The sequence below is a fragment of the Flaviaesturariibacter aridisoli genome, from assembly GCF_004343705.1.
GTDB classification, from domain to species: domain Bacteria; phylum Bacteroidota; class Bacteroidia; order Chitinophagales; family Chitinophagaceae; genus Flavisolibacter; species Flavisolibacter aridisoli.
In genome coordinates, this window is the sequence record NZ_SKFH01000002.1 from 188,894 (window position 1) to 209,622 (window position 20,729).

The 20,729-nt window shown below is 58.8% G+C and carries 18 protein-coding genes; 5 read left to right on the forward strand and 13 right to left on the reverse strand.

Annotation, left to right across the window (positions count from 1 at the left end; translation table 11 throughout):
* Positions 1 to 82 precede the first annotated feature (82 nt).
* Positions 83 to 439 carry a hypothetical protein gene (locus tag E0486_RS02555; protein WP_131850570.1) on the forward strand — a complete coding sequence of 119 codons (357 nt, stop codon included), beginning with the start codon at positions 83 to 85 and terminating at the stop codon, positions 437 to 439.
* A gap of 146 nt (positions 440 to 585) precedes the next feature.
* On the opposite strand, the gene E0486_RS02560 is transcribed toward E0486_RS02555, so the two are convergent.
* A complete protein-coding gene (locus tag E0486_RS02560; RefSeq protein ID WP_131850571.1) occupies positions 586 to 1,233 on the reverse strand; it encodes a hypothetical protein in 648 nt (215 codons plus the stop codon).
* Between the two features lie 190 nt (positions 1,234 to 1,423).
* Positions 1,424 to 3,253 carry a membrane protein insertase YidC gene (gene yidC, locus E0486_RS02565; protein ID WP_131850572.1) on the reverse strand — a complete coding sequence of 610 codons (1,830 nt, stop codon included), beginning with the start codon at positions 3,251 to 3,253 and terminating at the stop codon, positions 1,424 to 1,426.
* Between the two features lie 669 nt (positions 3,254 to 3,922).
* Between yidC and E0486_RS02570 the strand changes: the two genes are divergently transcribed.
* A complete protein-coding gene (locus E0486_RS02570) occupies positions 3,923 to 4,120 on the forward strand; it encodes a hypothetical protein (RefSeq protein WP_131850573.1) in 198 nt (65 codons plus the stop codon).
* A gap of 122 nt (positions 4,121 to 4,242) precedes the next feature.
* Here the strand turns inward: E0486_RS02570 and pyrG are convergent, their stop codons facing one another.
* A complete protein-coding gene (gene pyrG / locus E0486_RS02575; protein WP_131850574.1) occupies positions 4,243 to 5,895 on the reverse strand; it encodes a CTP synthase in 1,653 nt (550 codons plus the stop codon).
* A gap of 293 nt (positions 5,896 to 6,188) precedes the next feature.
* Positions 6,189 to 8,420 carry a phosphoribosylformylglycinamidine synthase subunit PurL gene (purL, locus tag E0486_RS02580; protein ID WP_131850575.1) on the reverse strand — a complete coding sequence of 744 codons (2,232 nt, stop codon included), beginning with the start codon at positions 8,418 to 8,420 and terminating at the stop codon, positions 6,189 to 6,191.
* Between the two features lie 165 nt (positions 8,421 to 8,585).
* Between purL and E0486_RS02585 the strand changes: the two genes are divergently transcribed.
* Both E0486_RS02585 and E0486_RS02590 read left to right on the forward strand, forming a co-directional pair.
* Positions 8,586 to 9,851 carry a hypothetical protein gene (locus tag E0486_RS02585; protein WP_131850576.1) on the forward strand — a complete coding sequence of 422 codons (1,266 nt, stop codon included), beginning with the start codon at positions 8,586 to 8,588 and terminating at the stop codon, positions 9,849 to 9,851.
* Between the two features lie 99 nt (positions 9,852 to 9,950).
* Positions 9,951 to 12,137 carry a glutamine synthetase III family protein gene (locus tag E0486_RS02590; RefSeq protein ID WP_131850577.1) on the forward strand — a complete coding sequence of 729 codons (2,187 nt, stop codon included), beginning with the start codon at positions 9,951 to 9,953 and terminating at the stop codon, positions 12,135 to 12,137.
* Between the two features lie 152 nt (positions 12,138 to 12,289).
* Here the strand turns inward: E0486_RS02590 and E0486_RS02595 are convergent, their stop codons facing one another.
* The 8 genes from E0486_RS02595 to E0486_RS02630 all read right to left on the reverse strand — a co-directional run bounded on the left by E0486_RS02595 (position 12,290) and on the right by E0486_RS02630 (position 19,425).
* Positions 12,290 to 13,135 carry a hypothetical protein gene (locus E0486_RS02595; RefSeq protein ID WP_131850578.1) on the reverse strand — a complete coding sequence of 282 codons (846 nt, stop codon included), beginning with the start codon at positions 13,133 to 13,135 and terminating at the stop codon, positions 12,290 to 12,292.
* A 3-nt stretch (positions 13,136 to 13,138) separates the two neighbouring features.
* The gene (locus E0486_RS02600) at positions 13,139 to 13,678 is read right to left on the reverse strand and encodes a heavy-metal-associated domain-containing protein (protein WP_131850579.1); all 540 of its coding nucleotides are present in this window, start codon (positions 13,676 to 13,678) and stop codon (positions 13,139 to 13,141) included.
* Between the two features lie 25 nt (positions 13,679 to 13,703).
* The gene (locus E0486_RS02605; RefSeq protein WP_207906186.1) at positions 13,704 to 14,171 is read right to left on the reverse strand and encodes a heavy-metal-associated domain-containing protein; all 468 of its coding nucleotides are present in this window, start codon (positions 14,169 to 14,171) and stop codon (positions 13,704 to 13,706) included.
* 68 nt (positions 14,172 to 14,239) lie between these two features.
* The gene (locus E0486_RS02610; RefSeq protein WP_131850580.1) at positions 14,240 to 14,629 is read right to left on the reverse strand and encodes an HYC_CC_PP family protein; all 390 of its coding nucleotides are present in this window, start codon (positions 14,627 to 14,629) and stop codon (positions 14,240 to 14,242) included.
* Between the two features lie 240 nt (positions 14,630 to 14,869).
* A complete protein-coding gene (locus E0486_RS02615; RefSeq protein WP_131850581.1) occupies positions 14,870 to 16,891 on the reverse strand; it encodes a putative porin in 2,022 nt (673 codons plus the stop codon).
* Positions 16,891 to 17,709 (reverse strand): purine-nucleoside phosphorylase, encoded by an 819-nt coding sequence (locus E0486_RS02620; RefSeq protein ID WP_207906187.1) that lies wholly within the window; start codon positions 17,707 to 17,709, stop codon positions 16,891 to 16,893. Before E0486_RS02620 ends, E0486_RS02615 begins: the two co-directional genes overlap by 1 nt.
* A gap of 225 nt (positions 17,710 to 17,934) precedes the next feature.
* A complete protein-coding gene (locus E0486_RS02625; RefSeq protein WP_131850583.1) occupies positions 17,935 to 18,699 on the reverse strand; it encodes a DUF6261 family protein in 765 nt (254 codons plus the stop codon).
* Positions 18,700 to 19,167: 468 nt separating this feature from the next.
* Complete coding sequence (locus tag E0486_RS02630) at positions 19,168 to 19,425, reverse strand: hypothetical protein (RefSeq protein WP_131850584.1); 258 nt, start codon at positions 19,423 to 19,425, stop codon at positions 19,168 to 19,170.
* A 94-nt stretch (positions 19,426 to 19,519) separates the two neighbouring features.
* Here E0486_RS02630 and E0486_RS02635 point away from each other — a divergent pair, with 94 nt between their 5' ends.
* Positions 19,520 to 20,110 (forward strand): hypothetical protein, encoded by a 591-nt coding sequence (locus E0486_RS02635; RefSeq protein WP_131850585.1) that lies wholly within the window; start codon positions 19,520 to 19,522, stop codon positions 20,108 to 20,110.
* A gap of 15 nt (positions 20,111 to 20,125) precedes the next feature.
* On the opposite strand, the gene E0486_RS02640 is transcribed toward E0486_RS02635, so the two are convergent.
* Positions 20,126 to 20,650: an O-acetyl-ADP-ribose deacetylase gene (locus E0486_RS02640; RefSeq protein WP_131850586.1), complete on the reverse strand. Its 525-nt coding sequence runs from the start codon at positions 20,648 to 20,650 to the stop codon at positions 20,126 to 20,128.
* Positions 20,651 to 20,729 lie beyond the last annotated feature (79 nt).

The following is a 20,729-nucleotide window of genomic DNA, read 5'->3' on the forward strand; positions in this document are numbered from 1 at the left end:
GGTTCCATTTTTGATTTTCCCCGGAAAAATCTTCCTTTGGCACCATAAATGTTAATATTTTTCGTTATCTTTGTTAAATCAAATGCTGAAACGACTTTCCATAATCACCCACAAACGCAAAAAAGCCCTGACGGCGCTCTTTGTAGCCCTGTCGGCCGCTGCCTTTGCCACCTTGGGTGACGGGAAGGCGCCCCCCGTGCAGATCGGGGGCGGCACCGCTTCGCACCGCCTTCTTTCCATCCGCCCGCAATACGCCCAGACGCGCTTTTCCCTGCGCAGCGGCATCACCTACCAGTCGGACCGCCTGCTGGACCAAACACCCCAGCCCTTCCAGCTGATGACGAACACGGTGACCTACCAAAAGGGCAACACCACCTACATCATCCCGCTCAAAAAGAAGCCGGTGGTGCTGGAAAAGGTGAAGTTCAACCCCTATTGAGAAAGTTGAAAAGTCGGAAGTTTGAAGTCGGAAGTCCCTAGTGGGCTTTTTTTATTGCCCTTTACTTCCGACTTCGCACTTCCGACTTTTTAAATTCATCAAAAAGGCCCCTTGCGGGGCCCTATCGGATAGTATAGGTCACTGCATTACTGTCCCTTGCTTTCTTCGTAGCTCATGATCCGGAAGCCGGATTTGGGCAGGTCGAACTTGGCGGCGGGCACCGGGCTCATGTTGATCTTCGATACCGTAAAAGTGATCTTGGTAGTACCCACATTCGATTCATACTCCATGGCCAGGCCGGGCAGGTTGCGGTTGACGTACTGGAAGGTCTTGTTTTCCGGCACCAGGTCGGGCGTATACCACACCACGAACGAAGATCCGTCCGACAGGCGGCCGACGGCTTTCAGGCATTTGTAGCCCAGGATCGTCTTGCTCTCGTTGGTGAAACCGAACTGCACGTCCTCAAAGCGGCGGTTGGCCTCTTTCCAGTTCGACTCGGTCATGCGGATGATGTATTTCTGGGCGCCGAATTCCTTTACGCTGTAATAGGACTTGCCCGGCTCGTCGATGATCGTGGCTTCCGTACCCAGCGACGACACCATCTCGCTGCGGCTTTTGTTGCCTTTCAGGTAGACCGTATTGGTGGCGCCGTCGAAAAAGTCGGCGGCGCGTGGGCGCTCGGTGCCGGTGTTGATCACGATATCGTACGAGATCGTGGCTTCGGAAAGTTTCTTTTGGGCATGAACCCCGGTTGCCAGGAGCGACAGGGCCAGTAATGCGTACACAGTTTTCATATTCGTAGTTCTCCCCTGATAGACGATTGGATGGTACAAGTTAGTTGCTTTTGCGGAGGTGCAGCCGGCCCGTTTAAAAATGTTAATAAAAAGCGGGAAAGCGGCTTGGGGGCTGCCGCAAGAAAAAGCCCCGCTTCCGCAGGGCCCTTCCTTATTCAATAAATAAGATGCAATAGCTATTATTCAATGATCAACCTTTCTTATTGCGTTGCTGGTCTTGCAGGCGCTTTTGCTGTTCCTGCATCTGGGCCATCTTTTCCGCCCAGCCGCTGGCTTTTTTGGGCTTGCGCCGGTTTTCCTCGATCTGCGCCAGGATCTTGTCGTGGTCGATGATGTAGTTCTGGATCAGGAACTGCAGCAGCAGCGTGATGATGTTCGACACCGTGTAATACCAGGTGAGGGCCGCGGGCAACTTGTTGAAGAAGAACAGCATCACCACCGGGAAGATGTAGGGCATGTACTTCATCATCGGGTTGTCCTGCGTAGGCGTCATGCTCATGGAGTACAGCGAGATGGCCAGCGAGGTGATCACGGCGGTGATGGTGAACAGGCTCAGGTGGTCGCCGAGCAGCGGGATGTTGAAGCCGAAGTGGACGATCGAGTCGTAGCGCGACAGGTCTTCGGCCCACAGGAAGCTCTTGCCCCGGACGGCGATGTTGGAGTTGAAGAAGTTGTAAAGCGCGATGAAGATCGGCATCTGCACCAGCGCGGGCAGACAGCCGCCGAGCGGGCTCACACCGGCCTCGCGGAAGAGCTGCATCTGCGCCATGCTCTGGGCCTGCTGGTCGCCGGGATGCTTTTCCTTCAGCTTGTCGATCTCGGGCTTCATCAGCTTCATCTTGGCGCTGCTCACGTAGCTCTTGTAGGTCAGCGGGGAGATGAGCAGGCGGATGAACAGGGTCAGCAGCAGGATCGCGATACCCACGTTGGCGGTGATGCTTGTAAAGAAGTCGAACACCGGCAGCACCACCCAGCGGTTGAGGTATTTCACGAAGGCAAACATGCCCGAACCGAGGTTCACCATGCTTTCCATCCCGTTGTCGTAGCGCTTCAGCAGCTTGTAGTCGTTGGGGCCGTAGTAAAGAGCCAGCGGGGCGGCGCCGTTCTGCAACACGAGCTGGAGGGAGGCCGTAGCCTTCACCACGCTGCGGTTGCCGGGGGTTACTTCCGAAGGCGGGGGCGTCCAGGAAAGGGTACCGCCGGCAAAGTTGTTGCGGGCGATGAGGGTACTGTTGAAGAACTGCTGCTTCACCGCTACCCAGCTCACGGCCTTTTCGAAGCTGTGGGGGCCGGATTTGAATACGTTGTAGTCGTCGTAGTTGCCGTCCTCGCGGTAGGCCAGCGTCGACTGCTGGCGCTCGTAGGAAAGGTCTTTCTGCACCTGCACGGCTTCCTTGGCCCATTCCACGCCCAGCTTTCCGTTCTGTGTGAAGGCCTGCGGCACCTGCAGGTTGAAGTCGATCAGGTAGTCGTCTTTCCGGATCGTATACTGGTGCACCACCGGGCCGCCGGGAGTCTGAAGGCGGAAGCTCACCTGCTGGCTGCCGTCGACACCCGTGGTCACGGGGCTCGCCGTATAGTTAAGTGTGGTGCTGAGCGCCGTCTGGTTGGCGCCCGTAACCACGTTGTACTGGAAGTGATCGCCGGCCTGGCCGCCAAGGCGCACCAGCGAGGAGTCGAAGGATTTGAACTTCTTGAGTTCCACCAGCTTCGGCTGGCCGCCGCGGGAAGAGAAGGTCACGCGCACGACGCTGTTTTCCACCGTCATGGTCTGCTCCGGACCCTTGGCGCTGCTATCGAGGCCCGCGGTCTGGGCCTGGCGGGCGAGGGAATCGGCGCGCAGCGAATCGGCCAGGGCGATGGCCGGGTTGATTTTCGGGCGGTGAGCCGCTTCGGTGGAGTCTTTGATGCGCTTTTGCTCCTGGAACGCCTTCTGGTCACGGCTCGTGTAGAGGAACATGCCGAGGAACAGGAGACCCAGGCACACAAAGCCAATGATGGTATTACGGTCAAAATTCATTCGAACCTTCGTTTATGGGCGGCAAAGGTAAGCAACCGTGACCATGCCGGACGGAGTATTAACGGGAATCGGCGGGTTTTCGGTGAATGAAGGCGGGGAAACGGGTTAACAAATTGACCGGTTCATGGATTAATGGGCTGATGGCGCTCCGGCGCCCTGCGGATCAAAGGATAAATACCCCTTCTGAACGCTCAGAGTACTCTTTAAACGTTCTATCCCCCATCCCAACGTTGCCCATCCCGGGTGTAACGTTGAAAATGTCGTCCGCAACGTTCGGACCTATAGCCCGAACATTTGCGAGGCACCTCCAAACGCTCCGGACCTATCAGGGAAATATTTGCGAGGCAGCTCCGAACGCTCCGGACCTATATCCGGAATATTTGGGACGTACCCCCGAACGCTCCGGACCTATAGGGGAAATATTTCCGGTCTATATCCGGAGTCTCCGGACATACTTGGCAATTATTTGCAACCGGTATCCGGACGGTCCGGACCCACACCGGAAATATTTCCGACCCATCACCGGACGAATTGCATCCTCCTCCGAAATATTTCCCACCTGCCTCCGAACGATCCCGCCTTATAAATCAATTGATTTGTGGGCTGCTGCTATTGCCCATCCGGTCGATTGGAAGCGATTTGACGTACCTTGAAAGGACAAAAAACGCTGTGCGGTACCGGCTCAATGAAGCTTACCTCCTGGGCGCTGCGACGGCCCTCGTTATCGCCATTGTTTTGGCAGTAAGTGCGCGACTTTTCTCCGCGCCGGTGCGTGTTTCCGAACTGGCCCTGGTAAAATGGCCCGGCGCCGCCCTGCTCACCGGGCTGGCCGTCCGCCTCCTGCGCGCCGCCTTTCGCCGCATGTAAACGATGCGCCGCGGACCACAAAGCGGCAAAACAAAAAGGAGGCCCTTCCGGACCTCCTTATACTATCTTCTTCTCTACTTTCTCTATTCCCCTCTCCTTTGGAGAGGGGTTAGGGGAGAGGCTTAAATCATCTCGCTTTGCAGCAGTGGGTTCTTCGATCCGTTCGTCCGCTCCTCGTTGTACTTCCGCGCGGCGGCCACGAAATGCACGAAAAGAGGCTGCGGGTTTTCCACGGTGCTTTTCAGCTCGGGGTGGTATTGCACGCCGATGAAGAACGGGTGGTTCGGCAGCTCGATAATCTCCACGAGCCCGGTTTCGGGATTGCGGCCGCTCATCACCATACCGCCGGCCTCGTATTGCTCCAGGAAGGCGTTGTTGAATTCATAGCGGTGGCGGTGGCGCTCGGAGATCAGCGTGCTGCCGTAGATCTTGTGCGCCAGCGTGCCGGGCGTGATGGCGCAGGGATAAGCGCCGAGGCGCATCGTGCCGCCCTTGGCTGTTATGGCCTTCTGCTCCTCCATCATATTGATCACGGCGTCGGTAGCTTCGGGGTACATTTCGGTGCTGTGCGCGCCGCTGATGCCCAGCTTGTTGCGGCCATACTCGATCACCGCCATTTGCATTCCGAGGCAGATACCGAAGAAGGGCAGCCCCGTTTCGCGGGCGTATTTCACGGCCGTGATCTTGCCTTCGATGCCGCGGTGACCGAAGCCGGGCGCCACCAGCAACCCGTCGAGGTTGGCCAGCTTTTCGGAGATGTTGTCTTCCTGCAAAAACTCCGAATGGATCGGCACCACCTGCACCTTGCATTCGTTAACGGAACCGGCGTGGATAAAGGCTTCCAGGATCGACTTGTAAGCGTCCTGTAGTTCTACGTATTTACCAATGAGGCCGATGGTGAGGCGGGCCTTCGGGTATTTGAGCTTGTTGAGAAACACCTTCCACTTTTCCAGGTCCGGCTCGCGGTCGTTGGGCATATTGAGTTTCTTCAGCACGATCTCGTCGAGCTTTTCATTCTGCATCAGCAGCGGCACTTCGTAGATGGTGCTGGCGTCGGGCGCTTCGATAACGGCCTCCACCTTGACGTTGCAGAACTGCGCGATCTTGCGCTTGATGTCGTTGTTGATCGGCTCCTCGGTGCGGCACACGATAACGTCGGGAAAAACGCCCTGCTCCGACAGCATTTTTACGGAGTGCTGCGTAGGCTTGGTCTTCAGCTCCTTGGCGGCCTTGAGGTACGGGATGAGGGTAAGGTGCACTACCAGCAGGTCCTGCTCGTCGAGCTCCCACTGCAGCTGGCGTACGGCCTCGATGTAGGGCAGCGACTCGATGTCGCCCACGGTGCCACCGAGCTCGGTGATCACGATGTCGTATTCGTTCTTCTGCCCCAGCGCCAGCATACGCCGCTTGATCTCGTCGGTGATGTGCGGGATCACCTGCACGGTCTTTCCGAGGTAAGCACCTTCCCGCTCCTTGTTGATCACGGTCTGGTAAATGCGGCCCGTGGTCACGTTGTTGGCCTGCGTGGTAAAGATGTTGAGGAAGCGTTCGTAGTGGCCGAGGTCGAGGTCGGTCTCGGCGCCGTCTTCGGTCACATAGCACTCCCCGTGCTCGTAGGGATTGAGCGTGCCGGGGTCCACGTTGATATAGGGGTCGAATTTCTGGATCGTCACCCGGAGGCCGCGGGCCTGGAGCAGCTTGGCCAGCGAGGCCGCAATGATGCCTTTGCCCAAAGAAGAAGTAACGCCGCCGGTAACAAAAATATACTTCGCCATCGTTTCGATAGTTGTCGCGTGAATCAATAAATGTATGCGTAAAAAGGCCGGTTGACCAGCGAAGAAAGGAAATGATTCTTTCCGGGAGGTCGTGCAAACCTACGGCAAAAACAGGGCTGAAAAAGGGTATTTAACAGCACTGTGGAAAATGAGGGGAGAACCAGAGAGGGAATAATAAAGAGGGAAATACTTGATTACATGAATACATGAGTACATGAGTACATGAGGTCAGAAATCAAACCTTCCCGCTACCCCCATGTAATCATGTATTCATGTACTCATTTGATCTGCCCTCAAAGCAGCCCCAGCGCTCCCTCACTCTCCACACGCGCCAGCATATTCTCGATAGCGGTGTCATAGCGCTCGCGCCAGTCTTCGATGCGGCCCCAGTCCTGTCCGTCGATCACGAGCTCGCCACCGGTGACGGTGCCCAGCTTTTCGAAAGGATGGGCGCCGAGGGCGGCTTCGAAAGCGGCGGCCTGCGCAGGCAGCACGCTCACCAGCACGCGGCTCTGGGCTTCGCCGAACAGGAAGGCATCGGCACGAATGCCTTTATCGGAGCGGATATCGAAGCCCAGGCTGTTGCGGAAGCCGCTCTCGCAGAGGGCCACGAACAGTCCGCCTTCGCTCAGGTCGTGCACGGAGGCCGCCAGGCGCTGGAGGATGAGCGTGCTCACGGTTTGCTGGAGTTGGAATTCTTCTTCCAGGTCGAAGTGCGGCGCCGGGCTGAAGGCAACGCCCTGGATCGAATGCAGGTATTCCGAACAATTGATGTCATTGCGCGAAGAACCCACGAGGTACAGGAGGTCGCCGGCTTCCTGAAAGGCCAGCGTCGTCTTTTTCGACAGGTCGTCCAGCAGCCCCACCATACCGATGGTCGGCGTCGGGAAGACGGGTCCGTCGGGGTTCTGGTTGTAAAAGGAAACGTTGCCGCCCGTTACCGGCGTATCGAAGCGGCGGCAGGCGTCGCCCATGCCTTTGATGGCATGCACAAACTGGTAGTATACTTCCGGGTCGTAGGGGTTGCCGAAGTTGAGGCAGTTGGTCACGCCAAGAGGCTGGCCACCGCTGCACACGATGTTGCGGGCGGCTTCGGCCACGGCGATCTGCGCACCCTTATACGGGTTGGCGTGCACGTAGCGGCTGTTGCAATCCACGGTCACTGCGAGGCCCTTGCCGGTTTCCTTCACCAACACTACGGGCGCGTCGGAAGGTGCGTTGGTGGATGTATTGTTGGTGCCCACCATCGAGTCGTATTGATTATAGATCCAGCGCTTGGAGGCGATCGTGGGCAGTGCGATGAGCTGCTCGGCCACGGCGCGCAGGTCCTGCGGCACCGCGATGCTGTCCGATTGGAAGGAAGCGATCTTTCCGAAGTACGCGGGCTCCTTGTATTCGCGGCTGTATTGCGGGGCGCCGCCGCCGAGCACCAGCTCATCCGCCGGGATTTCGGCCTCCAGGATTCCGTTCATATAAAAGCGCAGCAGGCCGTCGTTTGTCACCTCGCCGATGACGGCGCTCTCGAGGTCCCACTTGCGGAAGACGGCGTTCACTTCTTCCTCGCGGCCTGCCTCCACCACCAGCAGCATACGCTCCTGGCTTTCGGAAAGCAGCAGCTCCCAGGCCTTCATATTCTGCTGGCGCATGGGCACTTTTTCCAGATCGATACGCATGCCTACGCCTCCCTTCGCGCTCATTTCGGCAGTGGAGCAGATGATGCCCGCGGCACCCATGTCCTGCATGCCTACAACGGCGCCGGTGGCCAGCACTTCGAGGCAGGCTTCCAGCAATTTCTTTTCCTGGAAAGGATCGCCTACCTGCACGGCCGGTAGTTCCTGTACGCTGTCGGAGGTGATGTCGGCGGAGGCAAAGGAAGCACCGCCGATGCCGTCCTTACCGGTGGCGGAGCCCACGTACATGACGGGATTGCCTTCGCCTTCCGCGGTAGCCGAAACGGTCTTGCCTACGGGCACGATGCCTACGCTCATGGCGTTGACGAGCGGGTTGGTATGATAGCACTGGTTGAAATAAATTTCCCCTCCTACCGTGGGTACGCCGAAGCAGTTGCCGTAGTGACCGATGCCGTGCACGACGCCTGCCAGCAGGTGCTGCGTTTTTTCTTCCTCGAGGCGGCCGAAGCGCAGCGAGTTGAGGGCGGCGATGGGGCGCGCACCCATGGTGAAGATGTCGCGGTGAATGCCGCCTACCCCGGTGGCCGCGCCCTGGAAGGGCTCGATGGCCGAAGGGTGGTTGTGCGACTCGATCTTGAACACCACGCCGAGGCCGTCGCCGATGTCCATAAGGCCGGCATTTTCCTCACCGGCTTTCACCAGCATACGCCCACCCTCGCGGGGCAGGGTTTTGAGCCATTTGATGGAATTCTTGTAGCTGCAGTGCTCGCTCCACATGCCCGAGAAGGCGCAGAGCTCGTTGAAGTTGGGCGTGCGCCCGAGCTTTTGACAGATTAGATCGAATTCTTCTTCGGTGAGGCGGAGCTGCCGGGCGGTTTGTGCGGTGATTTGCATAATGGTGAAGTGAGGGCTACAAAACTAAGGGGAGTTCGTGAGGCGTCAGGCGTGAGGCGTGAGCGAATCCTCCACATTTTATTCAGATCGTCGATCGGCCCTGAAAATGGACGCGCCTGACGCCTCACGCCACACGTTTCCCTACTTTCGCGAAAATTGCCGGGCTTGTCCTACCTGCTGTTCGTGTTGTTCCTGTTGCTGTTTGTTTGGCTGCTGCGGAAGATTCCCTTCTTCCGCAACTCGGGGCTGTCGCAAACGCAGGTGCAGATCGTTTTCCTGCTGAAGGTCTTTGCCGGCATCCTCTATGGCCTGGTAGGCATCTACTATAGCCAGAAAGGCCAGATCGTGGACACCTGGTGGCTGCATTACCAGGGGCTGAAGGAAGGGGCGCTGCTCCATCGCGACCCGCATGCCTTCTTCACCGATCTGCTGCGCAACAACTACAGCCACGGCTTCGGCCGCTTCCTGTCGAGCCGCAACTCCTGGTGGAACGACCTGCACAGTAATCTTTTCATCAAGTGCCTCGCCCTGCTCAACGAGATCACGCGGGGGCATTACTTCGTAAACGTTCTCTTCTTTGCCTTCGCTACGATGGCAGGGCCGGTGGCGCTGTTCCGGATCTTTCACCAGCTGTACCCCGGCCGCAAGGCGGCGGTGTTCGTGGGGGCCTTCCTGGTGCCCTCCTACCTGTTCTGGACCAGCGGCATTTTCCGCGATGCCCCGGTGGCCCTGGCGTTGGGAATGATCCTGTATTGCTTTTTCATGGGCCTACGCGATCGCTGGAAGGCGAAATACGTAGTAACGATCGTTGCGGGGCTGCTGTTGCTGCTCGTTTTCCGCAACTACCTGGTGGTGGTGCTCCTCCCGGCCCTGCTGGCCTGGTGGGTGGCCGCCCGCAGCCGCACGCATCCCCTGCTGGTGTTCGGGATCACGTACGCGGTGTACGGGCTGCTGTTCTTCTGCACCCGCTACGCCGTGCCGGTGCTCGACTTCCCACAGATGGCGGTGGAAAAGCAGGAGGACTTCTTTACCCTCGTCGGTAATTCGATGATCCCGGCGCCGAAGCTGCAGCCGACGGCCTGGTCGTTCCTGACCAATGCGCCGCACGCCCTCTCACTGCTCCTGCTGCGCCCCTGGCCGGGCGATGTCTACAACAGCTTTATCCTGCTGGCCTGCATCGAAACCTACGTGCTGCTGGGACTATTCGGCTGGTGGCTGCTGCGCCACCGCGGCGGCCGAGTGGAGCCCTTCGTCGCGTTCTGTCTCTTTTTTGCGTTCACGCTCTTCCTGATGATCGGGTTCACGGTCAACTTCCTGGGGGCAATGGTGCGCTACCGGAGCCTCGTGCTTCCCCTGCTGGTGACACCGCTGCTGAGCACCCTGAGGCTGCGCTGGAAGGACCGGGAACATATGACAAATAAAAATATGTAAGACTTTTTCTGAAGAATCATGTGTTTTTGAAGCCCTTCCTTTCAAATTTTTAGATTTTTCTACCGGAATTGACGTTTTTTTGCGGAAACTTATCCGTTTATGTCCTCTCTTCGCTTTGAAGCACTGAAAAATATCAACTCCACACCCACGGAGGTGGCCACCACGACCAAAGTGACGGCGATTTTTGCAGAAAACGTGTTTACGCACGCCGTTGCCCGCCAGTTCCTGGCAGACGAGGCCTTTAAAAGCTTGCAGGCATCCGTTAAGAACGGCCACAAGATCGACCGGAGCATGGCCAACCAGATCGCCAACGGCATCCGCGCCTGGGCCGAGAGCAAAGGCGTCACGCACTACACCCACTGGTTTCAGCCCCTTACCGGCACCACCGCCGAAAAGCACGACTCCTTCTTTACCCTGAAGAGCGACGGCACCCCCATCGAGACCTTCGACGGCGACGCCCTCATCCAGCAGGAGCCCGACGCATCCTCCTTCCCCAACGGCGGCCTCCGCGCCACGTTCGAGGCCCGCGGCTACACCGCCTGGGATCCTTCCTCCCCCGCTTTTATTATGGACATCGGCACGGGCAAGACCTTGTGCATCCCCACGATCTTCATCTCCTATACCGGTGAATCGCTCGACTACAAAGCCCCGCTGGTGAAAGCCCTCGAGGCCATCAACCGCGCCGCCGTGGACGTGTGCAACTACTTCGACAAGAACGTGACCCGTGTAACGCCCACCCTGGGCTGGGAGCAGGAATATTTCGTAGTGGATGAAGGTCTCTTCAACGCCCGCCCCGACCTGCTGCTGTGCGGCCGCACCGTGTTCGGCCACTCGCCCGCCAAGGGCCAGCAGCTCGAAGACCACTACTTTGGTTCCATCCCCGAGCGCATTTACGCCTTCATGCGCGACTTCGAGCAGGAGTCGTACCGCCTGGGCATCCCCCTGCGCACCCGGCACAACGAGGTGGCCCCCGCGCAGTTCGAATGCGCCCCCATCTTCGAAGAGGTGAACATCGCCGTAGACCACAATACGCTCCTCATGGACGTGATGACCCGCGTAGCCGCCCGCCACGGTCTGCGTGTTCTGTTACACGAAAAGCCCTTTGCCGGCATCAACGGTTCGGGCAAGCACAATAACTGGAGCATGGCCACCGATACCGGTGTGAACCTGCTCGCCCCGGGCAAGACGCCGAAGACGAACCTCATGTTCCTCACCTTCTTCGTCAACACCATCAAGGCCGTGCACGACTACGCCGACCTGCTGCGTGCCTCCATTGCTTCGGCCTCCAACGACTTCCGCCTCGGCGCCAACGAAGCGCCCCCGGCCATCATCTCCGTGTTCGTAGGCCAGTACCTCGCCAAGGTGCTGCAGGACGTGAAAGAGCGCGTGGGCGACAACTTCGATGAGCAAGACGAAAGCATGCTGAAGATGGACATTCACCGCTCCATCCCCGAGCTGCTTCAGGACAATACCGACCGCAACCGCACCTCGCCCTTCGCCTTTACCGGCAACAAGTTCGAGTTCCGCGCCGTGGGCTCCACCGCCAACTGCGCCAACCCGATGACGGTGCTCAATACCATCATGGCCGAAACCCTGAAACAGTTCAAGAAAGACGTGGACGGCCTCATTGAAAAAGGCGAGAAAAAAGAGATCGCCATCCTCCACACCATCCGCGAGTACATCGTGGCCTCCGAGAAGGTTTGCTTCGAAGGCGACGGCTACAGCGAAGAGTGGGAAAAAGAAGCCGAGCGCCGCGGCCTGGCCAACGTGAAAACGACACCGACCGCCCTCGACGCCATGGTGACCGAGAAGTCGCTGAAGCTGTTCCAGGACAACAACATCTACACCCACGCCGAGCTCGAGGCACGCCACGAGATCGAGCTGGAGAAATACATCAAGAAGGTGCAGATCGAGAGCCGCCTGATGGTGGACCTCGCCTCGACCCACATCATCCCGGCGGCCGTTCGCTACCAGAACACGCTGATCAACACCGTGCGCGGACTCAAAGACCTCGGCCTGGAAAGCACCGGCACCTGCACCCGCAACCTGCTGGAGAAGATCTCCAACCACATCAACGAAGCCACGAAAGCCGTGGAAGCCATGGTGGAAGCCCGCAAGAAGTGCAACAACATCACCGACAGCCGCGAGAAGGCCATCGCCTACTGCACCGAGGTGAAGGAAGCCCACTTCGACAACCTGCGCTACCACGCCGACAAGCTCGAGCAGCTCGTGGACGACCGCGAATGGTCGCTCCCGAAATACCGCGAGCTCCTGTTCGTTCGCTAAATACATTCAGACATCAAGCAATCGATACGACAAAGGCCCCTTTCCAGGGGCCTTTTCATTAGGGTAGATTACATGAGCAAATGAGTACATGATTACGTGAGGGAAGAAGTGAGGGAAGATTTCTGACCTCATGTAGTCATGTATTCATGTAATCACTTGCTCTTCCTTCTTCCCTTCCCCAATGCGTTGAGAAAGATCTGCTCATAGCTTACCATCACCTGTCCTTTCGAAAGCCGGCGGATATCGCCTCCTGCTTCAAACCGGTAGCCGGCGCTCAACTTCGCAGTGCTCCGGAAAATCAGCTGCAGCGAAGGCGCCAGGTCCACGTAATACTTTTCGCTGGGAAAACGCAGGTTGCGGTGGCCCAGTAGTTCTACGTACAGGTTCAGGTTGGTCTGGTTGTAGTCGGTGTATTGCCGGGGCAGGAGCAGCACGCCCGCCGACAGCGAATACTGCAGGGCCTCCCAGGCATACCTGCCGGAAGTCTCTTTTTCCCAGCGGTCTTTCGGCAGCAGTTCCAGCAGGGAGCCCGTAGCCGAAAAGGCCCAGCGATCGACCAGTTGGGTGGCGATGAGGCCGCCCTGCACACCGCTGCCGTCGCCCCAGAGGTTGATGTCGTTGCGCTCCAGCGGAGCGCGGCTCCAGGCCGTGGCGGCAAAGGCCGCCATGCGGAAGTGGCGGTGCACCTCGTCGCGGCTCAGGAAGCGGTACTTGGCATAAGCCCGCGCGGCTTCGTAGGAGAGCGACCCGCTGTACATGTCGGAAAAAGTAAGCGCCCCGTGGAGCATCCACTTTTTGTTGAGGCCAAACATAACCTCGGGCATATAGCGCTGCTTCACCCGGTCGTCGTGCACGGAACGCATGAACATGCCCGTGGCCTTCGCGCTGACCGATCGCGACGGCATGTTCGATGCCGGCTCGGTCCAGGGATACAGCTCCTGTGCCGAAGCGGAGAAAAAGGCGCCGGCAAGAGCCGGCGCCAGCAGGTATTTATACATCGCTTATATGATCGCGTGGTAGATACGGGTTTCGGATCCTTTCTGGCAGCAGGGCGCCATGCGGCCCGTTTTTACACAGGCCATCGAAGAGCGGGCGCTCCATTTCTTGTGCTCTTTGGCCGAAGTGAAGGCCTTGTCCACAAGGTGAAATGATACCGTGCCCGATAGCGACTGCCCGTCGCCATTGAGAAAGTGGACGGTTTGCCCGCCCACAGCCATGTGCTCGTCCTTGTGCAGCGTGGCCTGCGCCGGCAATTGCGCCGTTACGAGCAGCGAAGCCACGGAAAAGCCCGCATCTTCCACCGCCCCGGCGAGGACATCGAAGTTCACGGCCTGGCCTTCTTTGAACGTGAGGTTGTATTGCTGGTTCTTGATATCGACCTGCACTTTTTCTACAAAGGATACGCCTTCAAGCGCGTTCTTGACGGCTTTAGAGCACATGGAGCAGGTGAGTCCGCTGGCCTGGAGGCTCACCCGGACCACCTGCGCGTGGGCACCGCTGCCAAGCAGCAGGGCACACAGGAAAACAAAGATTGCTTTCATGGTACAATAGTTTGGGGTGAGCGAATCAGGATTTCTTACAGCAGTCTTTTTCAGCGCAGCCGCCTTCCTTGCAGCAGCTCATGCCGGGGGCGCACTTGCCGTCTTTGAGGCAGGAAGCTTCCTTGCATTGCTGGCTGTCGCAGCAGGACTTCACGGCAGCGTCGCCGCGCTCATACTGGCAGCAGGCGTGCAGCTTGTTGTAGGCTTCTTCGGTGGCCTTTACTTCGGGGGTGTCGTAACCGGCGGCCGCTATAGACTGCTCAATGCGGGTCGTGCTGGTCTTTTTGGCGTCGTAGCGAACGGTGAGCAGCTTACTTTCCACATTCCAGGAAGCAAAGGAAGCGCCCCCTTTCTTAGCGGCGGTCTCGATGGTCTTCTGGCACATGCCGCACTCGCCGGCGACTTTGATGGTTTCTTTTTTCGCCTGTGCGAACGTGCTGTTCGTAACGAACAGGAGCAGGATAACGGTGAGGAAGGAAAGTACGTATTTCATGATTTGTGTTTTTTTGAAAGAGACAATAATCGAAGGACAGGCACCCGTTTCGGGCGCGGCATTCTTGTCTAAATCCGGAAAACACAATGACGCAGGTAGGTATCCTGCCTGCTCAAAAGAGGCGGCCCGTGGATGGGCGTTGCGGAACGATCGGTTGCCGGCACCGAAAGCAGTGCTTCCCACATCGGTTGCGGAGGAAGCAGCGCCGGTGCCGCAGCGAAGGTAAAGAGCGCATATTGGGCGCCGGTAGCATCCTGCTGCACCTTCACCAGTTTCACCTGGTCGTGACAGCAGCCGTTCTTTTTCACCGACATGCCGCAGGTATCGCAGCGGTCGGCTTTCGGCGCCCCCAGCTCCCAGGAGTGGTAGCGGTCCATGCAATAATGAAGGTTCACCACGAAGCCCGTGCTTACCGTAAAGTAAGCCAGCAGCGTCAGTATGGCGAACAGCTTTTTCATTGCCCGTAAAGGTAGAGCGTGTTTTTGAAGAATTGACCTGATCCTGGTCAGGAAGAAGGAAGAAAAAGTTAAAGAAGCGTTTTGAACCGCGAAGAGAAAAAGAAAAGAAGGTGGTACGCTAAGTTTTGTTTCCATAAAACAGCACCGCCGCAGGCGGGGCTGTTACCGTATCTCTTCGCGAAACGCTTCTTCTCTTTTTCTCTCCGCGGTTCCGACACTTATTTCCCTTACCGCAACTTATTAATTCACAAAGCTCCAGTAGAACCCGAACCGCAGTACCATCGATGGGTAATAGTACCCGGTGGCGGGGCTGTTGTACTGCTTGAAGCCCGCGGGACTGCTGAAGCGGAGGGTGTTGAGGTTTTCGGCACGGATGAAGCCTTTGAAGCCGCGGATGCGGAATTGCACAAAGGCGTTGACGTCGGGGCGGTTGCGGATCTGGGTGCTGTCCTGGTAGGTAAACTGCCCGATGAGCGGCGAATAATTGTCGGCTTTGTAGGGCGAAGCGTAGCGGGCTTCGAAGCCGGCGGCAAGCGTCAGGCTTTTGAAGCCGAGGTTGCCCTGGTAAGCAAAGCGCCCGATGCCGAAAACCAGGGGCACGTGCACGGCCGCGTTGCCGGCCTGCTGCTGCAGGTATACTTCGGCGTCGAGGCCCCATTTGCGGAAGACCTTAAAAGATTTCTTGCCCTGGAGGCGCAACAGGTTGAACACGCCGCTCTCCTGCTCCAGTGTGTGGTAGCCGGTAACATAGAGGTAGTTGGTGACCAGGAAGTAATCAGCACCGAGCTCCACCTTCCAGCGCGGGTTGTAAAGACGCCCCGAAAAACGGCTGCTGTTTTCCTTGAAAAACGGCTTGGGCGTCGTTTCCAGGTAGAAGTTGCTCCGCGTGTCGTAGATAAAGGAAGGCGTGCGGTTGCTGTTTTCGAAGCCCACCTGCAGCGACCCGAGGCGCGAGCCCAGGAGCCGCTGGAGCCGCACCTGCACATGGAAGTCGCCGCGGTTGTAGCCCGTGAGGTAAAACTCGCCGGCGGCCAGCGCGTCCCACTTCTGGTTGCGCGTGCGGTTGCGGTACTCACCGTGCACCCAGATGTTGTTGTAGGAAATCGTGTCGCGTACAAAACCCTTGAGCAACTGGTACGAAGCGCCGAGGCGAATGAACTGGGCCAGGTTGTTGGCCACCGGGAAAGTGTAGAAAGAGAAGTCGTTGGTCAGCTCGCGCCAGATGTCGCGGTACAGCAGCGGCCGCCTGTCGGGGAGCGCCACCTGGAACACGCTGTCGTAGATGAGCGAGTCGGGGACGGCGTCGGCGAACACGTACTTGTATTCCCCGTAGGAAAGCGTATGCTCGAGGCGGAGGCGCGGGTAAAAGAGCGGGATCACCGTGGAGTCGGTCACCAGCGAGTCTTTGTGGCCGAGGTCGTATTGCTGGCGCAGTACGGCGCGGAACTCGCTGTACTTGTTGCCGGTGTTGACGGTGGTGTTGCCCAGCAGCGTATTCCGGGTGCGGGTGCTGCCGCTGGCCAGCAGCGTGGGAATGCCGGTAAGGTCGCCGAAGGCCGCGTCGTTGAGGTAGTCGCGGTCGCCGCGGATGCCGCCGTTCTCGGCCGCTTGCAGGCGGTTGCCCACGAATACGACAAAGTTGTTGTAGCGCTTGCCGGGCGACTGGTACCAGCTTGTTACCAGGTAGTTGTTGTGGTTCGTGTTCTGGCTGTTGTAGTATCCCGGCGAGTTGATGAGGCGGTAGTTCACCGACACGTTCCAGGTGGGCTTCAGGTTTTGCGTGTGCAGGACCTCGATCTCTTGCTGCTGGCCGCCGCCGAGGATGTAACCCAGCTCGGTATAGGGCCGCGTGGTGGTAAAGAAGCGGGCGCGGTCCACCGTCCAGCGGTAGGCGTCGAAGGCATGCAGGCCGGGGTCGAAGCCGGTAGCGGTGCGCGGTGTGAACAGCAGGGGTTGCGACGGCGCGCCCGTATTGCCCAGGTACTGGTGTGTGAACGGGATCGGGAAGCGGCGGTAAAAATCCAGCACACCCGAATCGATGCGGTAGCGGCCGGCGGTGTCGAGGTAGCGATACGAAATGGTAAGGCTGTCCTCGTTCTTGTCGCGGTGGCGCAGGCTGTCGCTGCCGCCGCCGCTGCTGCCGTTGAAGCCGCCGTTCTGGATATTGTTCAGCACGCCACGCTGCGCCCCGGCCTCCCGGGCAAGGCCCAGGGCGGCCAGGAGGCAGACCGTATAAATACATATGACCCGCAACAGGCGCATCAGAGGCTGCGGATAAGTTCGCGGAAGATGAGGGTCAGCTTGGGCTCGGCGGCGTGGGCGGCCTCGAGCACCTCTTCGTGCGTGATCGTGTTTTCCTCCTCGCGGATGCCGATGTCGGTGATCACGCTCATGGCGAATACGTCCATGCCCATATGGCGGGCGGCGATCACTTCCTGCACGGTGCTCATGCCAACGGCCTGTCCGCCAAGCGTGTTGATCAGCTGGTATTCGGCGCGCGTTTCGAAGGTGGGGCCGGTCACGCCGAAGTAGACGCCTTCGCGCAGCTCGAGGCCATTGTCGGCGGCGATCTGGCGGGCGCGGGTGATGAGTTCTTTCTTATAGGGCTCGCTCATATCGGGAAAGCGCGGGCCGAAGCGTTCGTCGTTGCGGCCGATGAGCGGGTTGTGGGCGAAGAAGGAAATATGGTCGGTGATGAGCATGAGGTCACCCACCTTCCACTTCGGGTTGGTGCCGCCGGCCGCGTTGGAGATGAGCAACGTTTTCACGCCCAGGGCCTGCAGTACGCGGATGGGGAATACCACTTCTTCGGGGCCGTAGCCTTCGTAGAAGTGAAAGCGGCCGGCCATGGCGATGACGGGCTTGCCGGCGATGCGGCCGAAGATCAGTTTGCCGGAGTGGCCTTCCACGGTAGACACAGGGAAGTGCGGGATCTCGGCATAGGGAACGGCCGTCGTTACTTCGATCTCGTTGGTAAAATTGCCGAGGCCCGAGCCCAGCACGATGCCGACAGTTGCGCCGGCGCTGTTGTGTTGCTGCAGGAACCGTGCGGCTTCCTGGATTTTGTCGTACATATTCATCGCGGCAAAGATAACCGGACCGGCAGAATCCGGGTCCTTTTAACTTTCATTAAAGAAGAGCCCTGCCCCCGCGTCACATCGTGCCCCGGGATTTCATCCCGGGTCAGGAAACGCGCATGCCCCCGGCATGCCAGGGAAACGCGGGCAGCTATCGTAAGCCAAAAGCCGGAAGCATGCGCTTCCGGCTTTTTCATCAACCCGTCACCCGGTTACTCCATTAACTACTCAACTACCGGGCACTGTATTTCGTTCGGCCGCTGCCGCGGCTTTCCCCATCCGGATCGCTTCGGCGTTGGCGTATTGTTCCCAGAGGGTATCGAGCTCTTTCTGCAGCTTCATCCAGGGCGAGGGGTCGGCGGATACTTCCATAAAGCCCGCGATCTTGCGGAGAACCAGCTCGTAGGCCTTGATTACTTCGGCCTGCGCGTCGCCGGTATTCCCCTCCGGCGCGGAGGCGTTTTCGGCTACGCGTTTCAGGTAGAGTTCATGAAACTCGCTGTTGTCGCGCTCCAGGCGCGCCCGGAACGATTCCAGTGCCGGCAGGGCGCGGAGGGCGCCGGCGAGCTCGGGCTTGTCGCGCCAGTCTTTGAGCAGGTTGGAGATGGCTACGGTCTCGTTCATGTAGGACTGTCGCGTCAGGTCGGTGCCGTAGAGGTCCATGTTGGCCTCCACGAGCGTGGCGGCGGCGGCCACCTCGGCGTCTTCGTGGTAGGTATACATCCGCAGGCCGGCGCGGAGTCCGTTGTACTGCCCGTCGCGGTGGGCGTCCACGCGTTGCAACTGGCCACTAAGCGAGGAAGCACCGAGCTTGAAATAGCCGCCGAGTCGTACCAGCCTTTCCCTGAAGGCGGCATAGGGTTCCGCAAAGGCGTCGGGCGTGTTGGTAAGGCCGTTCATGCATTTTTCTACCAGTACATTAGCGCCTTCAAAAAAACCAAGAAAAGTGGCGTTGGGCCAGGTGCCCGTCCGAGATTTTCGAAAAGCATTCATATAGAAGAATTTTCTATAAGGTACGTTCGCCCGGCGGTTGCGCCTCACGGGAATATGCACACGAAAAGGCTGGCCATGTGCAAAACCCTCCTTCTTATTGAACCTGAACCGGTTGTACGGCTTTGCCGTAACCCCGGTCTCGGGTGCGCAGCCGCTGCGCCCTGTTCAAAGGGCCTGAGGTACGGGCCCGCAGCGGCTGCCGAAGGTTACCTGGAGGCAAGGAAGACCACGCAGCAGCTGCGGGCGCTTACCCAACACCGGTGGAAAGGCGCGCAGCGGCTGCGGACGATTACCTGGAGGCAAGTGGCGGCGCGCAGCGCTGCGGGAAGGTCTCCTTGAAGCAGGAAAGGCCGCGCGGAGTTGCAGCAGGGTTTTCCCGGACCCAGGTACGTTTCAGCGGAAGCCGGTGGCTGTTGACCGGAACCGGGGAAGGAGGTGGCCACGCGCGTCAACGCATCCCGTTATACCCTATTCCCCCGGCGGCCACAGGGAACGGATGTCGATCTGGTCGAGGTAGGGCTGCAGCAGCACCGGGTGATCGAAGCCGCCGACCTTCCAGATGCTGCGGTCGTGTTTCCGAAAAAAGATCTCCGCGTAGAAGGCGTCGACCTGGTAGAGGCGCACCTCGTAGGGGCCCTGGTCGCGGTGGCCGACCGGCACCCCGCGTTCGTGGATGATTGCCAGTTGGCTGCCGCCGTCACGTTGCGCGAATTCGGAAAGAGTCATGCGGTCCAGGATTGGTGAATAGTTGCGGGGGGATGCAATAAAATGATTTTTAAAAGGCCTTCGCTGTAATTTAGCCCAGCCTGAATCAACAACCATGGAAAAACCGTACGGCGGCCGCGCGATCCTTCAAGACAACTTCACCGACCTGCAGATCACCATTCCTGCGAAGCGAAACTGGTTTCACCTCATTTTCATCGGCTGCTGGCTCGGCGGCTGGCTCATGGGCGAGCTGTTTGCCCTCGGTGCCGTAACGGGAATCCTTGGTGGCAACCCGGCGAGCCTGTTTATCCTGTTCTGGCTCGGCGCCTGGACCGTCGGCGGCTACTTCGCCTTGCGCACATTCCTTTGGAATCTAAGAGGAAAAGAGATCATTACGGTGGGGCAAGGGCAACTGACCATCGACAAGGAAGGCGCCCTCCTGTTCCAACCCAAGGTATACGATCTCAACGAGGTGAAGCACCTGCGGGTGCAGGACGACAACGATGGTTTCGGCGGACTCTTCGGCGCCCGCCGCAACGACCTTTCCGCCAATCAAACGGGTGGCACGATCCGCTTCGACTATGGATTGCAAACGGTGAAGTTCGGCATCGGCCTCGACGAGGCAGAGGCGCGGTTCATCACCGATCAATTAAAGAGCCGGTACCTGCCTGCCGAAAGCCACTATAACGGGCAGCGGCAAAACTAATTTTCCCGGTACGGTTCAGGAAAGGGCATTAGCGCGTTCCGCTTCGATGAGGCGATAATTTTCCTCGTCGAAACAAACGAACAGCACCTGCATCCTGCTTCCCTTCTCCTTCAGGAAATCCAGCACCGTGCGCACCGCGATGCGGGCCGCTTCCGGCTTCGGGTAACCGTAAACGCCGGTGCTGATATTGGGGAAGGCGATCGACCGGCAACCGTTTTCTTCGGCCAGCTTGAGGCTGGCCCGGTAACAGCTGGCCAGTTTTTCGGCCTCGCCCTTGCCGCCGCCGTTCCACACCGGGCCCACGGTATGGATCACATACTTCGCCGGCAGGTTGCCCGCGCCGGTGATCACGGCTTCACCGGTGGCGCAGCCGCCCTGCCGGGCTACGAGGGCACGGCACTCCTCGAGGATCTTCGGTCCGCCGGCGCGGTGGATGGCGCCGTCTACCCCACCCCCGCCGAGCAGCGACGAATTGGCGGCGTTCACGATGGCGTCGACGGGTTGTTTGGTGATGTCGCCGCGGATGATCTGGAGGTTCATGGATGCTGTGTTGTGGTTCTTCTGCTAAATTACGCACATGGTGCTCCTTTTCGAGACGCACATGGTGCGTCTCTACCCG